The organism is Sphingobium sp. KKT206, from assembly GCF_055640555.1.
The window spans coordinates 2,524,627-2,545,193 of sequence record NZ_CM145764.1; the positions used below are offsets into that span (position 1 = coordinate 2,524,627).

A 20,567-nucleotide genomic window follows, 5' to 3' on the forward strand; every position below is an offset into this window, starting at 1 on the left:
TAGCAGAAGAAAGGGACCGCCATGCCGTCCGACCAGATCACCCGCCGGGGCATGTTGCGCGGTGGAACGACCATTGCCGCGGCGACGCCATTTCTTTCCAGCGCGCAGGCGGCACAGCCCGTTGCCGCTTCCTCTCGCGAAGGAACCCCGATGATCCCGGTGGAATTGACCGTCAATGGCCGCGAAGCGCATTTGCAGCTCGATCCGCGCACCAGCCTGCTCGACGCGCTGCGCGAGCATCTGCACCTCACCGGCACCAAGAAAGGGTGCGACCATGGCCAGTGCGGCGCCTGCACGGTCATCGTCGAAGGACGACGCATCAATAGCTGCCTGACGCTCGCGGTGATGCATGATGGCGAGGCGATCACGACGATCGAGGGGCTGGGCACACCCGACAAACTGCACCCGATGCAGCGCGCCTTCATCACCCATGACGGCTATCAATGCGGCTATTGCACGCCGGGGCAGATTTGCTCCGCCGTCGCCGTGCTGGAGGAAATCGAGGCGGGTATCCCCAGCCATGTCACCGACGATTTGGACAAGGTGGCGCTGACCGATGCCGAGCTGCGCGAGCGGATGAGCGGCAATATCTGCCGTTGCGCCGCCTATCCCAACATCATCGCCGCCATGAACGACGTGGCCGGGGGAGCCAAGGCATGAAGCCCTTTACCTATAGCCGCGCGACCAGCGCGCAGGAAGCGGCGAAGATGGCCGCTTCGACGCAGGGCGCGCGCTTCATTGCGGGCGGCACCAACCTGCTCGACCTGATGAAACTTCAGATCGAGACGCCCACGCATCTGATCGACGTCAATCCGCTGAAGCTCGATCAGATAGAGAAGACCGCCGATGGCGGGCTGCGCATTGGCGCGCTGGTGCGCAATACTGATCTCGCCGCCGACAAGGTGGTGCGGCGCGATTATGGCGTGTTGAGCCGCGCCTTGCTGTCGGGCGCATCCGGACAGCTGCGCAATAAAGCGACCACGGCGGGCAACCTGCTGCAACGCACGCGCTGCCCCTATTTCTATGACACGCGCATGCCCTGCAACAAGCGCAAGCCGGGCAGCGGCTGCGGCGCATTGCAGGGCATGAGCCGCAACCTGGCGATATTGGGCGTCAGCGATGCCTGCATCGCCCAACATCCGAGCGACATGGCGGTGGCGATGCGGCTGCTGGACGCGACGGTGGATACGGTCGGCGCGGATGGCGCGGCCCGGTCGATCCCGATCGCGGACTTCCACTTGCTGCCCGGCGATACGCCCCATGTCGAAACGGCGCTGAAAGCCGGGGAGATCATCACATCGGTCACCCTGCCCAAGCCGATCGGCGGCACCCATGTCTATCGCAAGGTGCGCGACCGTTCCTCCTATGCCTTCGCGCTGGTGTCGGTGGCAGCGGTGTTCGGCAAGAATGGCGCGTCGCGCTTTGCTTTTGGCGGCATCGGCGCAAAGCCTTGGCGCACGGCCGATGCGGATGCGGCGGCCGGGTCCGGTGCCAAGGCGGTGGCGGAGGCCGCGCTGGCGGGCGCACGCACGACGCATCATAATGATTTCAAGAAAAAGCTGGTCGAACAGACGCTGACGTCGCTCTATCGGCAGAAGGAGGCACGGGCATGAAGTTCGATACGCCCGCCGGGTTGAACCCGATCGACAAGGGCCGGGTCGTGGGCAAGGCCCATGACCGGATCGACGGCGCCGCCAAGGTGACCGGCACCGCGCCCTATGCCTATGAGCGGCACGATGCCGCACCCAATGCCGCCTATGGCTGGATGATCGGGTCGGGCATCGCCAAAGGGCGCATTGCTGCCATGGACCTGCGCGCGGCCGAGGCTGCGCCCGGCGTTCTGGGCATCGTCACGCACGCCAATGCCGGAAAACTCGGCAAGGGCAGCATGAATACCGCACCTCTGCTGGGTGGGCCGCAGATCGACCATTATGACCAGGCGGTTGCGCTGGTCATCGCCGATACCTTCGAAAATGCGCGCGACGCCGCCAAGCTGGTACGGATTGACTACACCAGCGAAGGCGGGAAGTTCGACCTGACCGCCGAGCGGGCCAATGCCGTCAAGCCACCCGAAGGCGGCTTTGGCGGGTCACCCGATACGGCGGTCGGCGATTTCGACGGCGCGTTCGCCAAGGCGGCGGTCAAGGTCGATCAGAATTACTCCACCCCCGACCATAGCCACGCAATGCTGGAGCCACATGCCTCCACCGCGGTGTGGAATGGCGACAAGCTAACGCTGTGGACGTCCAACCAGATGATCGCATGGACCGTGGGCGATGTTGCCAAGACATTGGGCATCCCTAAGGCGAATGTCCGGCTGGTGTCGCCCTATATCGGCGGCGGCTTCGGGGCCAAGCTGTTCTTGCGCGCCGATGCGTTGCTCGCGGCGTTGGGGGCAAGGCAGGTCGGACGTCCGGTCAAGGTCGCGCTCGCGCGGCACCAGATCCCCAACAACACCACCCATCGCCCGGCGACGATCCAGCGCATCCGCATCGGCGCGGACAAGGATGGCGTGATCGACGCGATCGGCCATGAAGTCTGGTCGGGCGACCTGCCCGGCGGCGGGCCGGAAACGGCGGCGCAGCAGACGCGGCTGCTCTATCGTGGTGCCAATCGGATGACCGCACACCGGCTGGCGACGCTCCATCTGCCCGAAGGCAATGCGATGCGCGCGCCGGGCGAAGCGGTCGGCCTGCTCGCGCTGGAGGTCGCGATGGATGAACTGGCCGAAGCCTGCGGCGTCGATCCGGTCGAGCTACGCATCCGCAACGATGTGCAATATGATCCCGAAGCAGGCACGCAGCGGCCCTTCTCCAGCCGCAAGCTGGTGGAGTGCATGCGCGCCGGGGCCGAACGTTTCGGCTGGAACAAGCGGCAGGCAAAGCCGGGCCAGGTGCGCGATGGACGCTGGATGGTCGGTATGGGCGTGGCCTCCGCCTTCCGCAACAATCTGGTCGGCAAGTCGGGCGCGCGGATCGGCGTCGATGCCAAGGGGCAGGTGATCGTCGAAACCGATATGACTGACATCGGCACCGGCAGCTATACGATCATCGCCCAGACGGCGGCGGAGATGATGGGCGTGCCGATCGAGGCCGTCACCGTCCGGTTGGGCGACAGCCGCTTTCCCGTTTCGGCGGGTTCGGGCGGACAATGGGGGGCTAACAGCTCTACGGCGGGCGTCTATGTCGCCGCCATGGCGTTGCGCGCGAAATTGGCGGAGAAGGCGGGCTATCCGGTTGATCAGGCCGAGTTCGAGGAGGGCCTCATCCGCCACGAGAACAAGTCCCAGACGCTGGCGGCGCTCGCCGGGCGTGAAGGTGTGTGGGCCGAGGACAGCATCGAATTCGGCGATCTCGACAAACGCTATGCGCAGGCGACCTTCGGCGCGCATTTCTGCGAAGTCGGCGTCGATATCGACACGGCCGAAGTGCGTATCCGCCGCATGGGCGGCGCGTTCGCGGCCGGGCGCATCCTCAATCCCAAATCCGCGCGCAGCCAGGTCATCGGCGCGATGACCATGGGGGCGGGATCGGCGCTGATGGAGGCGCTGGACGTGGACACTCGCTTCGGTTTCTTCGTCAATCACGACATGGCCGAATATCTGGTGCCGGTCCACGCGGACATCCCCGAACAAGACGTGCTGTTCATCGAAGAGTTGGACGACAAAAGCTCGCCGATGAAGGCCAAGGGTGTGGGCGAGCTGGGTATTTGCGGTGCTGGTGCGGCGGTGGCCAACGCCATCTATAACGCGACCGGCATCCGCATCCGCGACTATCCGCTGACCATCGACAAATTGCTCAAGGCGCGGGCGGTCTGATCAGCCTGCGCCTCGAGGAGAAGAAGTGATCTTCCCTCGACTGGGGAGGCATGATCTTTGTGTTCTGTCATTGACTTGCGGAAGCCGGCGGCAATCGCGCGGTGCGCGGGAAGCCCTGCCAACACACTGATTATGTCCAATTCATGCTATAGTTTTGGTCTTTTCCTGCGCTATCCCCACTCCGTTTTTATAGATGGGGTAAACTCGACGGCAACATTGCTCGATCGAGGTGCAGGAGGGAATGATGGCGACTATTATTGGCGACAATCTGCCGAATACGCTCACTGGCACAATCGACCCTGATGAAATTTACGGCGGCGGCGGCGATGATGTCATTTCCGGCGGCTTGGGCGATGATTCCCTCTATGGTGAGGATGGCAATGACACGATCAACGGCGATAGCGGCGATGATCTGATCGACGGCGGCGTCGGCAACGACATATTGAACGGCGGCGATGGTAATGATGAGATCATCACTGGTGTCGGCAACGACATTGTCGATGGGGGCAATGGCGCCGACTATATCGTTATAGGGTCATCGCTGAATACCGCCGACCGCATCAATGGCGGTACCGGCAGTGACGTCGACATATTGTCGATATCGGGCATCTACGCCAATTCCATCCTCTTCGACGCTGATACGGTGCGCGGGGTCGAGCGTTTTTCGATCGGTTCAGGGCAAGTGCGTCTGACATTGCATGCCATGACTGACGTGCGATGGATCGACGCGGGATCACAACTGCAAACCGATTTCCTGCACCTGAATGCGACTGCGGCGACCAATGCCATGATCATTACCGGCGGCGCGGGTGATGATGTCATTACCGGCGGCAGCGGCGATGATGTGATCAACGGGGGGCTGGGCCAGGATATGCTGGTCGGTGGCGCTGGCAACGACCAGATCATCGGTGGCCTGGATGGGGACATGCTGACCGGCGGGGCAGGCAATGATATCTTCACCCTGACCTACAACACGCCGCGTTCGGATTCCTCGCCTTCCACGATCGATATCATTACCGATTTCGAAGGCGCTGGTGTAACCGGCGGCGACAAGATCGATCTGCCTTCCTACGCCTATGGCCGGGGCATCGCGTTCAACGCGACTCCGATCAACTTCACCTTCGTCATTGGCGGTGGCGCGTCGGGCGTGCAGTTGCCCGCCGAACTGGTCGGCGATGGCTTTGCCGACGTGTCGTGGAAGCATGACACCGTCAACAATCGTGTCGAACTATGGGTCGATGTCGATGACAACGGTCAGTTTTCCGAACTCGATATCTACACCTATATCAACGGTATCACGTCGCTGACGCAGGAGGATTTCACCGACAGCTTCCCGATCTGGCGCGGAACTGTCGGCGGGGACTCGCTCCTGGCAAGCGCCGGAAACATTATCGCTTATGGCCTTGGCGGCAATGACACGATGCGGGGCGGGGACGGAAACGACACGCTCTACGGGGGCGATGGTGCCGACGTGCTACGGGGCGGCAACGACAATGACACGCTGTATGGCGATGCCGGGAACGACACGCTGTATGGCGATGCGGGCAACGACACGCTCTATGGTGGCGCTGGCGATGATGTGATGTCAGGCGGCGCGGGGTCTGACTCGCTGTATGGCGAGGCTGGCGACGATGTGATGACCGCAGGCACGTCGGGTAGCTATCTGGACGGTGGCATCGGCAATGACCAGCTGACCGGCGGCGCGGGCAACGACACGCTCTATGGTGGCGAGGGCAATGATGGTGTCAGTGGCGGCGCTGGTGCCGATTATATTGTGGGTTTTGCAGGCGCCGATACGCTCGATGGCGGTGATGGCAATGATGACGTTCGCGGTAGCGATGGCAATGACACAGTCCAGGGTGGCGCAGGCAATGACGCCGTACGCGGCGACGGCGGCATCAATATCGTCAACGGTGGTGCAGGTGATGATGCGGTCTATGTCGGCACAGAAGTCAATGCACGGGATACAGCCACGGGTGGCACGGGCGCTGATGTGTTTCGCCTTGGAGCTGCGGGCAATGCGCCTGGCAGTTTGGCGGCACCCCATGTCATTACCGATTTCAGCCGGGTCGAGGGCGACAAGCTGAAGCTGGAGTTCGATCCCTATATCAACGGTACCTATGGCTACACCAATGTGCCGCTGGTGTTCCGGGGCGAATTGTCGTCGGCGCTCTATTATGATGGCGCGCCTTTGCCGGGGGCGGACCTTGGCACGGGCTTTGTCCAGGTGTGGTGGAGCCGGGTTGGCACAGGCGGCAGCGCAAAGACAGTGCTGATCATCGACAGCGACCGCGACCTGACGCTGAGCGGATCGGACTATGTGGTCGAGTTCGCACCCGGCACCATTGCCGACATCCAACTGACGGACTTCGTCGATAACCCCTTCCGCACCTATGCCGGGACGGCCGGGGACGACAGCCATCATGGCGATGCCAGCAATAATTTCATCTATGGGCTGCTGGGCAATGATAGCCTGTGGGGCGATGGCGGCAGCGATACGATCGCCGGTGGCGCAGGCATCGACACGCTTCATGGCGAAGACGGCAATGACATTCTCTATGGCGGGGACGATGCCGATAGCCTCTACGGCGGCAACGACAATGACACGCTGTACGGCGATGCTGGGAATGACACGCTGTATGGCGATGCAGGCAACGACACGCTCTATGGGGGCGCTGGCGACGATGTGATGTCGGGCGGTGCGGGGTCTGACTCGCTGTATGGCGAGGCTGGCGACGATGTGATGACCGCAGGCACGTCGGGTAGCTATCTGGACGGTGGCATCGGCAATGACCAGCTGACCGGCGGCGCGGGCAACGACACGCTCTATGGTGGCGAGGGCAATGATGGTGTCAGTGGCGGCGCTGGTGCCGATTATATTGTGGGTTTTGCAGGCGCCGATACGCTCGATGGCGGTGATGGCAATGATGACGTTCGCGGTAGCGATGGCAATGACACAGTCCAGGGTGGCGCAGGCAATGACGCCGTACGCGGCGACGGCGGCATCAATATCGTCAACGGTGGTGCAGGTGATGATGCGGTCTATGTCGGCACAGAAGTCAATGCACGGGATACAGCCACGGGTGGCACGGGCGCTGATGTGTTTCGCCTTGGAGCTGCGGGCAATGCGCCTGGCAGTTTGGCGGCACCCCATGTCATTACCGATTTCAGCCGGGTCGAGGGCGACAAGCTGAAGCTGGAGTTCGATCCCTATATCAACGGTACTTATGGCTACACCAATGTGCCGCTGGTGTTCCGGGGCGAGTTGTCGTCGGCGCTCTATTATGATGGCGCGCCTTTGCCGGGGGCGGACCTTGGCACGGGCTTTGTCCAGGTGTGGTGGAGCCGGGTTGGCACAGGCGGCAGCGCAAAGACGGTGCTGATCATCGACAGCGACCGCGACCTGACGCTGAGCGGCTCGGACTATGTGGTCGAGTTCGCACCCGGCACCATTGCCGACATCCAACTGACGGACTTCGTCGATAACCCCTTCCGCACCTATGCCGGGACGGCCGGGGACGACAGCCATCATGGCGATGCCAGCAATAATTTCATCTATGGGCTGCTGGGCAATGATAGCCTGTGGGGCGATGGCGGCAGCGATACGATCGCCGGTGGCGCAGGCATCGACACGCTTCATGGCGAAGACGGCAATGACATTCTCTATGGCGGGGACGATGCCGACAGCCTCTACGGCGGCAACGACAATGACACGCTGTATGGCGATGCCGGGAACGACACGCTGTATGGCGATGCGGGCAACGACACGCTCTATGGTGGCGCTGGCGATGATGTGATGTCAGGCGGCGCGGGGTCTGACTCGCTGTATGGCGAGGATGGCGACGATGTGATGACCGCAGGCACGTCGGGTAGCTATATGGACGGTGGCATCGGCAATGACCAGCTGACCGGCGGCGCGGGCAACGACACGCTCTATGGTGGCGAGGGCAATGATGGTGTCAGTGGCGGCGCTGGTGCCGATTATATTGTGGGTTTTGCAGGCGCCGATACGCTCGATGGCGGTGATGGCAATGATGACGTTCGCGGTAGCGATGGCAATGACACAGTCCAGGGTGGCGCAGGCAATGACGCCGTACGCGGCGACGGCGGCATCAATATCGTCAACGGTGGTGCAGGTGATGATGCGGTCTATGTCGGCACAGAAGTCAATGCACGGGATACAGCCACGGGTGGCACGGGCGCTGATGTGTTTCGCCTTGGAGCTGCGGGCAATGCGCCTGGCAGTTTGGCGGCACCCCATGTCATTACCGATTTCAGCCGGGTCGAGGGCGACAAGCTGAAGCTGGAGTTCGATCCCTATATCAACGGTACCTATGGCTACACCAATGTGCCGCTGGTGTTCCGGGGCGAATTGTCGTCGGCGCTCTATTATGATGGCGCGCCCTTGCCGGGGGCTGACCTTGGCACGGGCTTTGTCCAGGTGTGGTGGAGCCGGGTTGGCGCAGGCGGCAGCGCGAAGACGGTGCTGATCATCGACAGCGACCGCGACCTGACGTTGAGCGGCTCTGACTATGTGGTCGAGTTCGCACCCGGCACCATCGCCGACATCCAACTGACGGACTTCGTCGATAACCCCTTCCGCCGGATCGTCGGCACGCCGCAGGCGAATGAGTTTATCGACACGGACGAAGCCAATATCTATTATGGTGTCGATGGCGACGACCTGATTGTCGGCAATGGTGGTAACGACGAACTGCATGGCGGCAATGGCAACGACACCATCTCTGGTGGTCAAGGCAATGACTATATCGTCGGCGGCGCTGGTGATGATGCTATAACCAGCGGCGCCGGGACCGACACCATCTATGGTGACGATGGCAATGACATCGTCCATGGTGGCGATGATGCCGACACCATTTATGGTGGAACAGGCAGCGACCAACTGCATGGCGAGTTCGGTGCCGATACGCTCTATGCACAGGATGGCAACGACCAGGTCTTTGGCGGCGCGGACAATGACCAGATCTTCGGCGGTCTGGGCGATGACAGCCTCGACGGCGGTGATGGGAACGACACGGTTTATGGAGACGGTGGTGCCGACACCCTGATTGGCGGAGCAGGCGCTGACTGGCTCTATGGCGGCGAAGGCGATGATCTGTTGCTCGGCGGCGAAGGCAATGACATGCTGGACGGTGGCAGCGGCTATGATATCGCCAGCTATGTCGGCAGTAATGTCGCACTGACCATTGATTTGTCCACCAACAGCATATTCGCGCTTGGCGGCAATATCGGCACGGATACGCTTTCCAGTGTCGAGGGTATTATCGGCTCCGCATTTAACGACCTGCTGACCGGGAATAGCACGGAGAACGTCATCGAGGGCGGTGCTGGGAATGACGTCATGGATGGGCGCGATGGCGTCGATACGTTGCGCTACACCAGTGCTACGGCCGGGGTCACACTGTCTCTCGCGCTCACAGGTGCGCAGGCCACCGGAGGAGCCGAAACGGATACGGTCACCAATTTCGAGAATATCACGGGGTCTGCCTATAATGACGTGCTGAGTGGATCGTCCGCCAACAATATATTGCTCGGTGGCGGCGGCAATGACAGCCTGGCAGGCGGAGACGGCGAGGATCGGCTGGATGGTGGCGACGGGGCCGACACCGTCCAAGGCGATGCAGGCGATGACGAGATCTTCGGCGGTGCCGGGAATGACAGCCTGTTTGGCGGCGCTGGCCTTGACCAGATTTTCGGCGGCGCGGGCCACGACAGCCTGTCAGGCGGAGCCCACGATGATCGCCTCTATGGGGACGCTGGCGATGATAGTATCGACGGTGGTGACGGCAACGATATCATCCTGGGCGGCGAAGGGAACGACACCATAGACGGCGGCGTCGGCGCGGATGATATGGCAGGCGGCCTCGGCAACGACATCTATATCGTCACGAGCGTCAATGACGTGGTCAACGAAGCGGCCGATGAGGGCGTTGACGAGGTGCGCACTAACCTGGCGTCCTATACATTGGGTGCGCATGTCGAAAATCTGACCGGCATACGCAGCGCAGGGCAAACACTGATTGGCAATAGCCTCGCCAATCGGATCACGGGTACGGGCAGCGCCGACATCCTCAATGGCGGCGGCGGTGCCGACATGATGATCGGCGGCGCGGGCGATGATCTCTACTATGTCAATGATGCAGGCGACACGATCGTCGAGGCTAACAATGGCGGTAATGATACCGTCAATGCATCGGTGAGCTATTCCCTGGTGGGCATTTATGTCGAAAGCTTGGCCCTTACGGGCACAGCAGCCATTAACGGTAGCGGCAATAGCCTGGCCAATACGTTGATTGGCAATGGCAATAATAATGTGTTGAGCGGCGGGACAGGGAACGACGTCCTCAATGGCGGTGCCGGCAACGATACTCTCGACGGGGGATCCGGCACTGACACGATGGTCGGTGGCATAGGTAACGATATTTATATCGTTGATCATGCTGGTGACATTGTCACGGAAGCAACTAATTCCGGGACTGATGAAGTCAGAACCGGTCTTTCCACCTATACTTTAGGTGTAAATGTAGAAAAGCTGACCGCGACCACTAACAATGGCCAAACCCTGATTGGCAATGCGGTAGCCAACCGTATGACCGGGGGCGATGGCAACGACACCCTCAATGGCGGTATTGGTGCCGACGTAATGATCGGCGGCAAAGGTAATGATATTTATGTTGTTGACCATGTCAGTGAAGAAGTGATTGAGCTTGGTGGAGAGGGCAATGACGAAGTGCGCACGGCGCTCACGAATTACATCTTGGCCGATCATGTCGAAACGCTCACGGCGACGGGATCGACTGGCCAAACCCTGAACGGCAATGCCCTAGCCAACACCATTACGGGCACTGCCGGGCATGACGTCATAAATGGCGGCATAGGTGCCGACATCATGACGGGAGGCGATGGGAATGACGTCTATGTCGTGGACAACACTGGTGACATCATCGTCGAATTTAATGGAGGCGGCATCGATCGCATCGACGCATCCGTCGATTTCAGTCTTGCAGGTATCTATGTTGAGAATCTGAGGTTGACGGGGACTGGAAATATCAATGCGGTCGGGAATAATCTGGCAAACATCCTTACGGGCAATGGCGGAAATAATTTGCTAAATGGCGGCGCTGGCGCTGACACGATGACGGGAGGATTGGGAGATGATGTCTATATCGTTGATAATATCGGCGACGTGGTAATCGAAACCAATATCGGCGGAACCGATGTTATCAATGCCTCAGTCAGCTATACTCTGGCCGGTACTTTTGTGGAGACACTGAACCTGACCGGCATTGCCAATATCGGTGGCACAGGCAATAGCGTTGACAATGTTATAAATGGGAACAGTGGCAATAATGGCCTAAGCGGCGGCGGCGGCAATGATCGCCTTGACGGCAACGGCGGGAACGACTTGCTGACCGGTGGCGCAGGCCAGGATGTGTTCGTATTCGATACAGCACTTGGTGCCGGTAATGTCGATGTTATTAGCGATTTCAATGTCACGGACGATGTGATTTCATTGGCCTCATCGATATTTTCGGCGGCGGGAGCCGCCGGCCAACTCGCGGCGGGCGCTTTCCGTCTCGGCGCGGTTGCGCTCGATGCCAGCGACCGGATCATGTATGATAATGCTACCGGCAACCTCTATTATGATGCCAATGGCAATGCGGCGGGCGGGTCAGTGCTGTTCGCGCAATTGGCTGCCGGATTGGCGTTGACCAATGCAGATTTCGTGATCGGTTGACGCGGTACGGCCAAATACACCCTGCTGGCGTTGCCAGTCGGGTGTGGGAGCGATAGGCCGGACGCTATGATCGTCCGCCTATCGTTATTCCATATCCTTGCACTTGCTCTGGCGCTCTCTTCTGGCCTTGCTACTGCTGCACCAACCAACCGGCCGACGCCCGGCTACACCCGCGTCGCGATCGATACGTCGGTGGGGACGATCATCGTCGCGGTGGATCAGAAACGCGCGCCGCGCACGGCGGCGAATTTCCTGACCTATGTGGATGATGGTCGGTTTGACGGCGTCACCTTCTACCGCGCCGCGCGACGCAAATCCGCGCCGACGATGGGGTTGATCCAGGGCGGGATCGACAGCGATGCGCGGCGGTCCTTGCCGCCGGTGGTACATGAGCCGACGACCCAGACGGGCATCCGCCATCTTGACGCGACGCTGTCCATGGCGCGGCCCAACCGGCCCAATTCGGCAATGGGTAATTTCTTCATCACCATCGGCCCGACCCCCACCATGGACGCACGGCCGGGCTATATCGGCTATGCGGCCTTTGGCCATGTTGTCGCGGGGATGGACGTGGTGAAGAAAATCCTCGCTGTCCCGACCTGCTGCGGGACTGGGCCGATGCGGGGGCAAATGATCGTCAAGCCGATCGTCATCCGCCATGCTAAACGTCTTGACGGCAAAGCCAAGCCTACCGGCGGGGTGAAGCCCTGGTTGATCGGCAGGCTACGGAAGCCTGCAAGGTAGCGATCAGGCGAAGGCTGCTTGATCGCGCCGCGACGCCGGATATCCTTCACGCGGCGGCCGGGCCTGTATCTTCTTCCACGCCTTTTCGTGAAAGAAGAAGGCGACGGCATTGATCACTGGTTCGACCAGCGCAATGCCACCCGCCAGCGCTACTGATCCGGTCATGAGATAGGCGACGGTAAAGCCGACCGTGAGGTGGATGCTGAGATATGTGCCCGTCTTGATGAGGTCCAGCGACATGGGGATGCTCCTTGTTGCGACCCAGTTAAGAATTATTCGCAAAATGTGCCAACCGCTTTTTCCATTGGCTCTGATCGGCGAAAGCGATCAGCATTGCGGCAGGAGAATCGCGATATGGCAGGTCGGATGAGGGTGGGCATTGGCGGCTGGGTCTATGCGCCATGGCGTGACAATTTCTATCCCGTCGGGCTGCGGCAGAAAGACGAACTGGCCTATGTCGGGGCGCATCTGACCGCGACCGAGATCAATGCGACCTATTATAGCAGTCAAAAGCCCGCAACTTTCGCGAGCTGGGCGAAGGCCGTGCCCGACGGGTTCCAGTTCGCGGTCAAGGCATCGCGCTACTGCACCAATCGTAAAGTGCTGGCCGAAGCGGGAGACTCGATCGCGAAATTCACGAAACAGGGCATTGTCGAGTTGGGCGATCGGCTGGGTCCGATCTTGTGGCAATTCATGCCGACCAAGCGGTTCGATCCCGACGACTTCGGCGCGTTCCTGCGCCTGTTGCCTGCCAGCGTCGATGGCGTCGCATTGCGCCATGCGGTCGAGGTGCGGCACGAAAGTTTCGACGATCCGGCTTTTCTGGAGATGGCGCGGGATGCAGGCGTGGCGGTCGTACTGGCCGATCATGACAGCTATCCGGCGATTCAGGGATATGATGTCGGCTTTTCCTATCTGCGGCTGATGCGGACCCAGGCGGAAGAGGCGACTGGCTATTCTCCCACAGACATCAACTATTGGACCGATCAGGGGCGGACGCTGGCCAAACAGGGGGACGTCTATGCGTTTGTCATCGGCGGTGCCAAAGAGCGCAACCCTGCTGCGGCCAAGGCGCTGATTGCGGCTTTGGGGTAACAGCACTGTTGCATTTAGTGCAATCGGCATGCCGTGCTTTGCGATTGTTACATAACCATGACAGGCGCATAGGCCCGCAACCCCAAGACGGGGGATAGATGATATCCAAACAAAGGACATGACCATGCGGCAGGCTTTTCAAGGCGCCGCACTGATCGTAGCCGTCGGCGCACAGATGCTGACTTTCTACTCGGTGCTTTATGCCTGAGCGCGCTTTGCGCTCAACCTTGATCCCGACATTACGGGATGCGAAAAGGCCGCTTCCGGTATAACCGGAGCGGCCTTTTTACTGTCTGTATGCCATACGCTTTGCTGCAATGATTTGCGGCGACATCAACCTTCGGCAAGCCATCCTGCGAGCAGATAAGCCACCACGCCGATGGGTCCGAGCGCACAAAGCGTCAGCAGGACGACGGCGACGCGGATCAATGTCACATCCAGGTTGCTGCGGTTGGACAGGCCCGCGCATACGCCCATGATCTTGCCATTGCGACGGTCGAGGGTGAAACTGTTGTTCATGACTTTGGCTTTCAAATCTATCTGGAGAGTCTGAGATGGCGTGCGATCAGGCGATCGGCAGGACCGGTACGGCCGCGCTGATGAACAGGCTGGCGACGAAGATGGCACCGGTGAACGCAACGGCGACATGCTGGAAACGGGTGATGGACATGATGAAAACTCCCTGTTTGTCTGGTGGCCGGACCATCCGGCCTTGATGCTTTCAGGGAATGCAGAAGCCGTGCCAGTTTTGATTTCTTTGAGAAATGCGGGGTTTTCCGCCGTCGCGGTCGGGTGCGCGCATTTCAAAAATTCCGCCTATTGGCGAAAATTCCTGCTGGTTAGGAATTTTTGCGGGGCTTGTGCGTGATCCAACTGCCACTCTTTGTCTATGGCACGTTGCGACGGGGCTTTGACGGGCCGATGGCGCGGCGGTTGCAAGGGGCGACTCAATATATCGGTCGCGCTTTTGCCCAAGGACGGCTTTACCGAGTGGGGGATTATCCCGCTTTCCTGCCGGGGCCGGAGGGGCAGGTCATTGGCGACCTGCTCGCGCTGTCTGATCTTGCGGCGACGCTTGCCTGGCTCGATGCGTATGAAGAATGCGCCGTTACATATCCGCAGCCGCACGAATATCGCCGCGAAAAACTGAGCGTGTGGGGACCGGACGGCCCCATCGTCGCCTGGGCCTATGTCTACGCCCTGCCGGTAACGGATTTGCCGCTGATCGCTGGCGGCGATTTTCTACCCCGCCAGCGATAATGCGCTCTTATTTCTGCTTCATCGCTTCGACCGCGGCGAGCGTGGTCTTCACATGATTGGCATAGCTCATTTCGGAATGGACGAAGGCGATCCGGCCCGACGGCGCGATGACATAGGAGGTGCGGTCGGTCATGCCCGGACGCATTTTGAGCGCAACGTCATAGCCCGAGACAATGCCCGGCCCGGCGGAGGCGACCGCGAACTTGCCCGCGCATTCCTTGGTGGAGAAAGCGACCAGATCATCGACCGGATCGGCCGACATGCCGATCACCGTCGCACCCGCTGCCTTGAACTTGTCGATATTGTCGGCAAATTCGCGCGCTTCGGCCGAACAGCCCGGCGTGAACGCCTTGGGGAAGAAATAGAGGACGACCGGGCCACGCTTCAACTGGTGCGACAGGGTAAGCGTGAAGGTCTTGCCCGCCATCGCCCCGCGCGTTGTGAATTCTGGGGCCTTGGCGCCGACGGCCAGGGCGGCCATGGCGCTGGTCGATGCGGTTAGGGCAGCGACGGTGGCAAGGAGGAAAGTCAGGCGCTTCATCGGTTGGGCTCCATCAGTCAGGCGACGGGAGCCGCTCGCCCCCTTGTAAATGATCGCAATGCCTCGTTGATCATGAATGTCGGCGAAACGGCCGACATCGCGATGATCCTCGCAAGGCTTGGTGATGACGGCAATGACAGCCGGGCGCAAGTCGGCCATTGGGGAATGGCGCTATCGAAGGAACCACCGCGCAACTCGCCTGTTCCTGTGGTCATGCGCCTTGCCCTTGCCATCCTTCTCCCGATCGCGCTTGCCGCCTGCGACAAGGCAGCGGACTCACCGGACGCGTCGCCGTCGGTGACGGCGAATATCAGCGACCGCACCGAAAAAATGGAGCAGGATCGCTCGCCCGCTGCGAACGCAACGTCGCCGGTCGAAACGGCATCCAACGCGACTGCTGCCGACGCCGACATGGCCGGACCGATCCCGGCGGCTCTGCACGGACGCTGGACCGGCATCAATGATCGATGCGGCGACCGGGCGGCGGATATGGAATTGAATATTCTGCCGGACCAGTTGGTCTTCCATGAAAGCGTCGGTATTGTGCAAAAGGCCACGCCGGGGGAGGACGGGCGTTTGTCGGTCACAGCAGCCTTTATCGGCGAGGGACAAAGTTGGACCCGTACCATGTCGCTCGCCCTGGCAGACGATGGGCAACGGCTCGTCATCGTCAATGACGGGACGTCTGCAACGCGCAAACGCTGCTAAGCGCTTCCCCGACAGCCTCTTGCCCGCTACAGCCGCCCGATGATCGGCCGCCTGACCTTGAGCGATTTCCGCAACCATGCGGATGCGCTGATCCTGCCCGATCATCCTTTCATCCTGCTGACCGGCGACAATGGCGCGGGCAAGACCAATATATTAGAAGCCGTGTCGATGCTGGCACCGGGGCGCGGGCTGCGCGGCGCGGCCCTGCGCGCGATGACGCGGCAGGATGGAGCGGGCGGCTTTGGCGTCGCGGCGGAGGTGGACGGGGTCGTGCTGGGCACGGGCGTATCGGCCGCCACGCCCGACCGGCGACAGGTGCGGATCGGCGGGGTGGCCTCATCGGCGAATGCGCTGGCGGATCATCTGGCGATCGTCTGGCTGACCCCGGCGATGGACCGGCTGTTTCTCGACAGTCCGGGCGGGCGGCGGCGCTTTCTGGATCGGCTGACACTGGCGCTGCACCCCGGCCATGCTGCGCACAGCGCCCGCTATGATGCAGCGATGCGTGCGCGCAACCGGCTGCTGGTCGACCTGCGCCGCGCAGACCCGGTCTGGCTGACTGCGCTGGAGGCGCAGATGGACGAGCATGGCACCGCGCTGGCGCAAGCGCGCACTGATCTGGTCATGCGCCTGAACATGGTGCTGGCCGGCCAGCCCGACGCGCCCTTTGCCCGCCCGTCCGTTCTGATCGAGCAGGAAGAGGGTGCCAGCGACGAGCTTTTGGCGGTCCGGCTGGGGCGGGATCGACGACGCGATGCGGCTGCGAGCCGGACCTTGTCCGGGCCACATCGCCATGATCTGGCTGTCACTCATATTGCCAAGGCGCAGCCAGCCGCGCTGTGTTCGACCGGCGAGCAAAAGGCATTGCTGCTATCCATCTTGCTCGCCCATGCCGCACTGGTGGCCGCCGATCGCGGGCAACCGCCCGTACTGCTTCTCGATGAAGTGGCGGCGCATCTCGACCCGTCGCGGCGGGCTGCCTTGTTCGACCGATTGGCCGAAACCGGGGGGCAGGTCTGGATGACCGGCACGGAATCGTCGCTTTTCAACGATTTGACGGCGGCAACTCGATTAACTGTAACGGCGGGCCATCTCTTTTGTTCCGCGACATAACGCGTCGTCGCAACGACTCGTCGCCCGGCGCTTTCCATGGCGTCCGGCGTCTGGCCTAAAGCAGCCATCGGGGCAAAAGCCTAAAAGCCAAGTCGGGGTCGCATTCGCATGATCGGTAGTTTTCGCGCGGTTTTTGCCGCTGCTCTTCTTGCGCTCTCTTCCCTGATCGTTACGCCTGCGACGGCCGGAGTGCTGCAATGCGTTCCCTTCGCCCGTCAGGCGTCCGGCATCGACCTTTACGGCAACGCGCATACTTGGTGGAACCAGGCGGAAGGCCGCTATGACCGTGGTCATGAACCGCGCGTCGGTGCCGTCCTCGCCTTTGCCGCAAGCCGCTCCATGCCGGTCGGCCATGTCGCGATGGTCAGCAAGGTCGTCAATGAGCGCGAAGTGCTGCTGACCCATGCCAACTGGTCCTATCGTGGCGGTATCGAGCGCAATGTCCGCGCGATCGACGTATCGGCCAACAATGACTGGACCGATGTGCGCGTATGGTATGGCCCGATCGGCAATCTAGGCCTGCGCTCCAATGCGGCGCGCGGTTTCATCTATGCCCAGCCGGCCCGCACCATTGATCAGCCGGTGCAGATCGCATCGGCAGCGGCCAGCGGCGGCGCGCCCCGTGCGGCATTCTGATCCTTTAACCTCTTCATAAATAGTCGCGATCTAGGGTCGTCCTTGGTGGGGCGATTCTTGGGTTTCGGGATCGCATAAATGATTCGAGGACTTGTCCGGGCGGCAGCATTGCTGGCGTCCGGTCTGACGGCTGCGCCTTTGTGGAGCGCGGCGGTGCTGCAATGCGTGCCTTATGCGCGTATCGTGTCGGGCGTAGATATTCGCGGGGATGCGCTGACCTGGTGGGACCAGGCCAGCCAACAGTATAAACGCGGTGCCAAGCCCAAAAAGGGCGCGGTGCTGGCGTTCCGGCCGCATGGCCCGATGATGCTGGGTCATGTCGCGGTGGTCAGTCGCGTGCTGGACGATCGGCGCGTGCTGATCCGCCACGCCAACTGGTCCGTGCCCGGCGCGATCGAGGAAGATGTGCTGGCGATCGACGTGTCGGACGGCGGCGACTGGAGCCAGGTGCGCGTCTGGCATAGTCCGACCGCGCAAATGGGCGCGCGCACCAACCCGACCTTCGGCTTCATCTATCCGGTCAAAGCGAAATTGCATGATTTCACGCCTGACCCCGCCTTGGGTAGCAGCGTGCGCTTTGCCAAAATCGACGCGGATATGTGGGATATGCGTCGGCCGCATCGCGCGCCCGCACCCCATGGCGGCATCATGGTCGCGCAGGCACCTGCCGCCCCGGCCAAGGCCGCCCGGAAAGCGGCTCCGCGTCTGGAGGCGGATTTGCGCGTGGTTAGCTACGCGGACGCAACCCCATCGCAGCGGACGCTGAGTGCGATAATCGCCGACGTCAAACGCCAGTCCGTCCTGAACTGACAACAGGCGCGCGCACCGACGCGCGCCTGTGCATGACGCTTATTCCGCGTCGGCCGGCTTGTCTTCGTCGGCGCCTTCGGCCGGATTTTCGAACCAGGCTTCGACAGGTCCGGTCAGCTTGATCGTCAGCGGATTGCCGTGGCGATCGCGGGTCTTGCCCGCAGCGACGCGAATCCAGCCCTCGGAAATCGAATATTCCTCGACATCCTTGCGCTCGCGACCCTTGAACCGGATGCCGATGCCACGTTGCAGCACCTCCATGTTGAAATGGGGGCTTTTGGGATTGGTGGACAGATGGTCGGGGGGCGTGTCGCTCATGATGCGGTTCCTTGGAATTGGCTGGGCTGCGCCTAGCCTTTTGCCCGCCAACCCGTCAACTGCCCCAACCCGCCGATCAGCCTGATCGACGGGCTGGCGCAGGCCCGTCAGCGACAGACGCGAACGCGGACGTTGCGATCGCGATAATAGTCATAGCGCCACTGGGTCCAGCAACGCGGGCGATAGGCGGCTCGGTAATAGCCTCGGTCGCCCCGCCAGTGGCGGCGGCCATCCCAGCGCCGTCCATCCCTGCGCCCGTCCCAGCGACGATTGTCCCAACGGCGGTTGTCCCAGCCGCGATCACGATCGCCCCGCCATCCTTCGCGATAGCCGCCATGATGTTGCGCCTGCGCGGGGGCTGCCGCGGCAATGCCTGCGATGGCGAGGCTCACCGCAGCCGCGCCCTTCCATAAAATGTTCATGTGCTCTCTCCTCATCCACCCCGCGGGGGAGGCGGGGCATGACGGGGAGAATGCCGCCTGTCGGCTGAACCGTCAGCGAATGGCCTTGTCAGCCAACATTCAGCGTCCGGCCAGTGCGGCCTCGGCCTCCAGCATATAGTCGCGGGTGATGGGTAGCGCGCGCCGGTCGCGCGCATATTGGACCTGATAATTGACCATGCCACCATGTTCGAACACCGTCGCGGCCCCGGCGAGATAGAAAGTCCACAGCCGGAAGAAGCGCTCGTCATAGAGCGCGACGATCTCGGCGCGATGCGCCATGGTGCGCTTATACCATTGGCGGATGGTCAGCCCATAATGGAGCCGCAACACCTCGACATCGGTGACCATCAGCCGCGTGCCTTCGCTGCCCGCGATCATTTCCGACAAAGCGGGGATGTAGCCGCCAGGGAAGATATATTTCTGGGTGAAGGCGTCCGTGACGCCGGGGCCGCCCATCCGCCCGATCGTGTGGACCAGCATGACGCCTTCCGGGGTCAACAGGTCGCGGCACTTGCTGAAGAAACTGCGATAATGGGCCGTACCGACATGTTCGAACATGCCGACGGACACGATCCGGTCGAATGCGCCCGTCATGTCGCGATAGTCCATCAGTTCGAAGCGGACATGGTCGGCGACGCCTGCATCCACCGCCCTTTGCCGTGCGACCTTGAGCTGTTCCTCCGACAAGGTGATACCGGTCACGTCGACACCGCAGGTACGGTGCAGATACAGCGCCATCCCGCCCCAGCCGCAGCCGATGTCGAGCACCTTCATCCCCGGTTCGAGCCGCAATTTGGCCGCGATATGCGCCTTCTTGTCCTCCTGCGCCTGTTCCAGGCTGATGCCGGCTTCATTGTCGCCATCGGGGAAATAGGCACAGCTATATTGGCGGTCCCGGTCGAGGAAGAGCGCGTAGAGCGCGCCCGACAGGTCGTAATGATGCGCGACATTCGCCTTCGACCGTGCCTTGTGATTGGCGCGCCATAGCTTCTGGCGCACGCTGCCCATGCTGCGCGCCAGCAGCGTCTTGGCGTCGATCGACCGACCGCTTTCCCAGGGGGTGTTGGCCCGGATCAAGGATATGAATTCCAGGATGCCGCCGCCTTCGATGGCGATGCGGCCGTCGATCCAGGCTTCGGCCATCCCCAACCGGGGATCGCGAACGATGTCGAAGGGCACGCGGCCATCGTGAAATCGCAACGCCAGATCGGGAAAGGCAGGATCGGGCTGTCCAACGACAAAGCGTCGTCCATTTGCATAAGTTACCGTCAGCTGGCCCCGTGTGACCAGTCGCCCCAACACCCGCTCGAACAGTCTCATGCC

17 protein-coding genes are annotated in these 20,567 nt (G+C 61.5%); 11 read left to right on the forward strand and 6 right to left on the reverse strand.

What is annotated here, in order from left to right:
- Positions 1-21 precede the first annotated feature (21 nt).
- The 5 genes from paoA to ACZ2HM_RS12180 all read left to right on the forward strand — a co-directional run bounded on the left by paoA (position 22) and on the right by ACZ2HM_RS12180 (position 12,320).
- A complete protein-coding gene (gene paoA / locus ACZ2HM_RS12160) occupies positions 22-660 on the forward strand; it encodes an aldehyde dehydrogenase iron-sulfur subunit PaoA (RefSeq protein ID WP_037475292.1) in 639 nt (212 codons plus the stop codon).
- The gene (locus tag ACZ2HM_RS12165; protein WP_037475294.1) at positions 657-1,613 is read left to right on the forward strand and encodes an FAD binding domain-containing protein; all 957 of its coding nucleotides are present in this window, start codon (positions 657-659) and stop codon (positions 1,611-1,613) included. The genes paoA and ACZ2HM_RS12165 overlap by 4 nt, the downstream gene beginning before the upstream one ends.
- Positions 1,610-3,817, forward strand: coding sequence for an aldehyde oxidoreductase molybdenum-binding subunit PaoC (gene paoC, locus ACZ2HM_RS12170; RefSeq protein ID WP_037475297.1), 2,208 nt, complete (start codon positions 1,610-1,612; stop codon positions 3,815-3,817). The genes ACZ2HM_RS12165 and paoC overlap by 4 nt, the downstream gene beginning before the upstream one ends.
- Positions 3,818-4,061: 244 nt before the next feature.
- The gene (locus ACZ2HM_RS12175) at positions 4,062-11,576 is read left to right on the forward strand and encodes a hypothetical protein (RefSeq protein WP_470425332.1); all 7,515 of its coding nucleotides are present in this window, start codon (positions 4,062-4,064) and stop codon (positions 11,574-11,576) included.
- Between the two features lie 66 nt (positions 11,577-11,642).
- Positions 11,643-12,320 (forward strand): peptidylprolyl isomerase, encoded by a 678-nt coding sequence (locus tag ACZ2HM_RS12180; RefSeq protein WP_470425333.1) that lies wholly within the window; start codon positions 11,643-11,645, stop codon positions 12,318-12,320.
- A gap of 3 nt (positions 12,321-12,323) precedes the next feature.
- Here ACZ2HM_RS12180 and ACZ2HM_RS12185 read toward each other — a convergent pair whose 3' ends face one another.
- Positions 12,324-12,560 carry a DUF2061 domain-containing protein gene (locus tag ACZ2HM_RS12185; RefSeq protein ID WP_096061677.1) on the reverse strand — a complete coding sequence of 79 codons (237 nt, stop codon included), beginning with the start codon at positions 12,558-12,560 and terminating at the stop codon, positions 12,324-12,326.
- Positions 12,561-12,674: 114 nt separating this feature from the next.
- On the opposite strand from ACZ2HM_RS12185, the gene ACZ2HM_RS12190 reads away from it, so the two are divergent.
- On the forward strand, positions 12,675-13,415 hold the full coding sequence (locus ACZ2HM_RS12190; protein ID WP_470425334.1) for a DUF72 domain-containing protein: 741 nt from the start codon (positions 12,675-12,677) through the stop codon (positions 13,413-13,415).
- A 333-nt stretch (positions 13,416-13,748) separates the two neighbouring features.
- On the opposite strand, the gene ACZ2HM_RS12195 is transcribed toward ACZ2HM_RS12190, so the two are convergent.
- On the reverse strand, positions 13,749-13,934 hold the full coding sequence (locus tag ACZ2HM_RS12195; protein ID WP_470425335.1) for a PspC domain-containing protein: 186 nt from the start codon (positions 13,932-13,934) through the stop codon (positions 13,749-13,751).
- Positions 13,935-14,279: 345 nt separating this feature from the next.
- On the opposite strand from ACZ2HM_RS12195, the gene ACZ2HM_RS12200 reads away from it, so the two are divergent.
- Positions 14,280-14,675 carry a gamma-glutamylcyclotransferase family protein gene (locus ACZ2HM_RS12200; protein WP_470425336.1) on the forward strand — a complete coding sequence of 132 codons (396 nt, stop codon included), beginning with the start codon at positions 14,280-14,282 and terminating at the stop codon, positions 14,673-14,675.
- Positions 14,676-14,682: 7 nt separating this feature from the next.
- Here ACZ2HM_RS12200 and ACZ2HM_RS12205 read toward each other — a convergent pair whose 3' ends face one another.
- Positions 14,683-15,216, reverse strand: coding sequence for a peroxiredoxin (locus tag ACZ2HM_RS12205; RefSeq protein ID WP_037478836.1), 534 nt, complete (start codon positions 15,214-15,216; stop codon positions 14,683-14,685).
- A 72-nt stretch (positions 15,217-15,288) separates the two neighbouring features.
- Between ACZ2HM_RS12205 and ACZ2HM_RS12210 the strand changes: the two genes are divergently transcribed.
- From ACZ2HM_RS12210 to ACZ2HM_RS12225, 4 genes are all read left to right on the forward strand, one after another.
- Positions 15,289-15,924: a hypothetical protein gene (locus tag ACZ2HM_RS12210; RefSeq protein ID WP_470425337.1), complete on the forward strand. Its 636-nt coding sequence runs from the start codon at positions 15,289-15,291 to the stop codon at positions 15,922-15,924.
- Positions 15,925-15,963: 39 nt separating this feature from the next.
- Positions 15,964-17,037: a DNA replication/repair protein RecF gene (recF, locus tag ACZ2HM_RS12215; RefSeq protein ID WP_470425338.1), complete on the forward strand. Its 1,074-nt coding sequence runs from the start codon at positions 15,964-15,966 to the stop codon at positions 17,035-17,037.
- A gap of 108 nt (positions 17,038-17,145) precedes the next feature.
- On the forward strand, positions 17,146-17,673 hold the full coding sequence (locus tag ACZ2HM_RS12220) for a CHAP domain-containing protein (protein ID WP_037476703.1): 528 nt from the start codon (positions 17,146-17,148) through the stop codon (positions 17,671-17,673).
- Between the two features lie 78 nt (positions 17,674-17,751).
- The gene (locus ACZ2HM_RS12225; RefSeq protein ID WP_470425339.1) at positions 17,752-18,483 is read left to right on the forward strand and encodes a CHAP domain-containing protein; all 732 of its coding nucleotides are present in this window, start codon (positions 17,752-17,754) and stop codon (positions 18,481-18,483) included.
- A 39-nt stretch (positions 18,484-18,522) separates the two neighbouring features.
- Here the strand turns inward: ACZ2HM_RS12225 and ACZ2HM_RS12230 are convergent, their stop codons facing one another.
- The 3 genes from ACZ2HM_RS12230 to ACZ2HM_RS12240 form a co-directional block, all read right to left on the reverse strand.
- The gene (locus tag ACZ2HM_RS12230; protein ID WP_037476705.1) at positions 18,523-18,801 is read right to left on the reverse strand and encodes a DUF3297 family protein; all 279 of its coding nucleotides are present in this window, start codon (positions 18,799-18,801) and stop codon (positions 18,523-18,525) included.
- Between the two features lie 107 nt (positions 18,802-18,908).
- Positions 18,909-19,223 carry a hypothetical protein gene (locus ACZ2HM_RS12235; protein WP_470425340.1) on the reverse strand — a complete coding sequence of 105 codons (315 nt, stop codon included), beginning with the start codon at positions 19,221-19,223 and terminating at the stop codon, positions 18,909-18,911.
- Between the two features lie 99 nt (positions 19,224-19,322).
- A complete protein-coding gene (locus ACZ2HM_RS12240) occupies positions 19,323-20,564 on the reverse strand; it encodes a class I SAM-dependent methyltransferase (RefSeq protein WP_470425341.1) in 1,242 nt (413 codons plus the stop codon).
- Between the last annotated feature and the right edge of the window lie 3 nt (positions 20,565-20,567).

Bases quoted from the DNA above. Each gene is read 5' to 3' on its own strand.
- paoA (WP_037475292.1), top strand. From the start codon at position 22: ATGCCGTCCGACCAGATCACCCGCCGGGGCATGTTGCGCGGTGGAACG.
- ACZ2HM_RS12165 (WP_037475294.1), top strand. From the start codon at position 657: ATGAAGCCCTTTACCTATAGCCGCGCGACCAGCGCGCAGGAAGCGGCG.
- paoC (WP_037475297.1), top strand. From the start codon at position 1,610: ATGAAGTTCGATACGCCCGCCGGGTTGAACCCGATCGACAAGGGCCGG.
- ACZ2HM_RS12175 (WP_470425332.1), top strand. From the start codon at position 4,062: ATGGCGACTATTATTGGCGACAATCTGCCGAATACGCTCACTGGCACA.
- ACZ2HM_RS12180 (WP_470425333.1), top strand. From the start codon at position 11,643: ATGATCGTCCGCCTATCGTTATTCCATATCCTTGCACTTGCTCTGGCG.
- ACZ2HM_RS12185 (WP_096061677.1), bottom strand. From the start codon at position 12,560: ATGTCGCTGGACCTCATCAAGACGGGCACATATCTCAGCATCCACCTC.
- ACZ2HM_RS12190 (WP_470425334.1), top strand. From the start codon at position 12,675: ATGGCAGGTCGGATGAGGGTGGGCATTGGCGGCTGGGTCTATGCGCCA.
- ACZ2HM_RS12195 (WP_470425335.1), bottom strand. From the start codon at position 13,934: ATGAACAACAGTTTCACCCTCGACCGTCGCAATGGCAAGATCATGGGC.
- ACZ2HM_RS12205 (WP_037478836.1), bottom strand. From the start codon at position 15,216: ATGAAGCGCCTGACTTTCCTCCTTGCCACCGTCGCTGCCCTAACCGCA.
- ACZ2HM_RS12210 (WP_470425337.1), top strand. From the start codon at position 15,289: ATGAATGTCGGCGAAACGGCCGACATCGCGATGATCCTCGCAAGGCTT.
- recF (WP_470425338.1), top strand. From the start codon at position 15,964: ATGATCGGCCGCCTGACCTTGAGCGATTTCCGCAACCATGCGGATGCG.
- ACZ2HM_RS12220 (WP_037476703.1), top strand. From the start codon at position 17,146: ATGATCGGTAGTTTTCGCGCGGTTTTTGCCGCTGCTCTTCTTGCGCTC.
- ACZ2HM_RS12225 (WP_470425339.1), top strand. From the start codon at position 17,752: ATGATTCGAGGACTTGTCCGGGCGGCAGCATTGCTGGCGTCCGGTCTG.
- ACZ2HM_RS12230 (WP_037476705.1), bottom strand. From the start codon at position 18,801: ATGAGCGACACGCCCCCCGACCATCTGTCCACCAATCCCAAAAGCCCC.
- ACZ2HM_RS12235 (WP_470425340.1), bottom strand. From the start codon at position 19,223: ATGAACATTTTATGGAAGGGCGCGGCTGCGGTGAGCCTCGCCATCGCA.
- ACZ2HM_RS12240 (WP_470425341.1), bottom strand. From the start codon at position 20,564: ATGAGACTGTTCGAGCGGGTGTTGGGGCGACTGGTCACACGGGGCCAG.